We start from the raw sequence: 1,353 nt of genomic DNA on the forward strand, positions 1-1,353 counted from the left end.
TTCATGAAGGTGATTCTCCTCTGCTGTTCATAATTTTCCTAAGTCTAATTGACCTTAAGGTTTATGTCCAACTAACTGTAGACCATCCAATGCATATCTTATGTATTCCGCGGTAGTTTCAGTATAAGTAGAGTTATCCTCTATTTTCAAATCGTCTTTTTTGAATCATGCCAACGGTTTTCTAAACTTTCAAGACGCAAAATCCCTCTATTTCTCCCATCCAAAACAAAATATTGCTTGGAAAACCGCCTGTTTCCGCCACTCGCTTCAGGATAACTCTACTTATCCGAGGTGGTGTTCGGAAAAAAAATAATCAGCATCCACCAAATGTTATACCGATACACGAGGAAAAGCAGGACTCCAGGGCAACAGTAGGGAACAACAAAAACAGGCGATAGACTTTAGTTAGATTTTTTGATGAAAAGGAGTGATGACACGTGGAAGCATTTGAGAAACGCCAATATGAAAAACGGTTACGTGAATATCCGGAGCATTTTGAGTATTTTCTTGTCCAAGATTATGAAGCTAGATACGTCGGGGAACGGCTCTACACCTTTAATGCAGATGAAATTTCACTCCAGTGTTTTGTACAGGGGATGAATCTTGAAATAGTCAGCATCATTTTTGACAAACAGTTATTCGAGCGGGACTTCCTCCTTCAATGGCTCAGTTATTTTGGAGTACACGTCGGAGCGGCAGGAAAGTCAGCACGGATTCCGAACGCAGGTGCCATCGATCGCGCCTACTTATTTTTTGATCATATCGTGACACGATACATCAAAGGACAAGACACGATGACAGTCAAACGTGAGGGACTGAAGGAATGGACGGATTATAATCGTCCGCTCGTTGAAAAGATACTCGACACAGAAGGCAGACGGATTCCGATTCCGATGGTCGTGTTCAACGACGAGGTATTGCCTGAATGTCCGAGTCTGAAGTTCAACCGGAAAGAAGATCTTGTCGTCTTGAACGGGACGGTGATGAACATCGACCGGATTGATGAGTATGGGGACGGGATTGGCTTTTACCGAAAAAATATCCGGGAGCCAATTGCTTTCATGGAAAACGAGGATGTCGTCATCGTGATTAATATTTTCGAGGATGAAGCAGAAGCTGGGAAGCTTTGTGACATCACATACATGCCGATGTTTGATACGACAGATGATAAGAGATGATGCGGGTTTTCATTTTTCATGAAGTGAACAACACCTCCCAAGGTGCTTTCGTGAAGAAAGTCTTGGGAGGTTTTTTCGACTATTCCTATGACGAATTGTAATATTAAGTGCAACACCTGACGGAAAACACAAAAAGCCCATAACGGCCTCGTGTAGAATGGAGTTACCACACCAC

Annotated in this window: 1 protein-coding gene; it reads left to right on the plus strand. The window is 42.7% G+C overall.

What is annotated here, in order from left to right; genetic code table 11:
• Positions 1-437: 437 nt before the first annotated feature.
• Positions 438-1,178: a hypothetical protein gene (locus tag KNQ13_RS15685; protein ID WP_209548555.1), complete on the plus strand. Its 741-nt coding sequence runs from the start codon at positions 438-440 to the stop codon at positions 1,176-1,178.
• The last annotated feature ends 175 nt before the right edge of the window (positions 1,179-1,353 follow it).

It is taken from the genome of Exiguobacterium sp. s128, assembly GCF_018618815.1.
Lineage (GTDB): Bacteria > Bacillota > Bacilli > Exiguobacteriales > Exiguobacteriaceae > Exiguobacterium_A > Exiguobacterium_A antarcticum.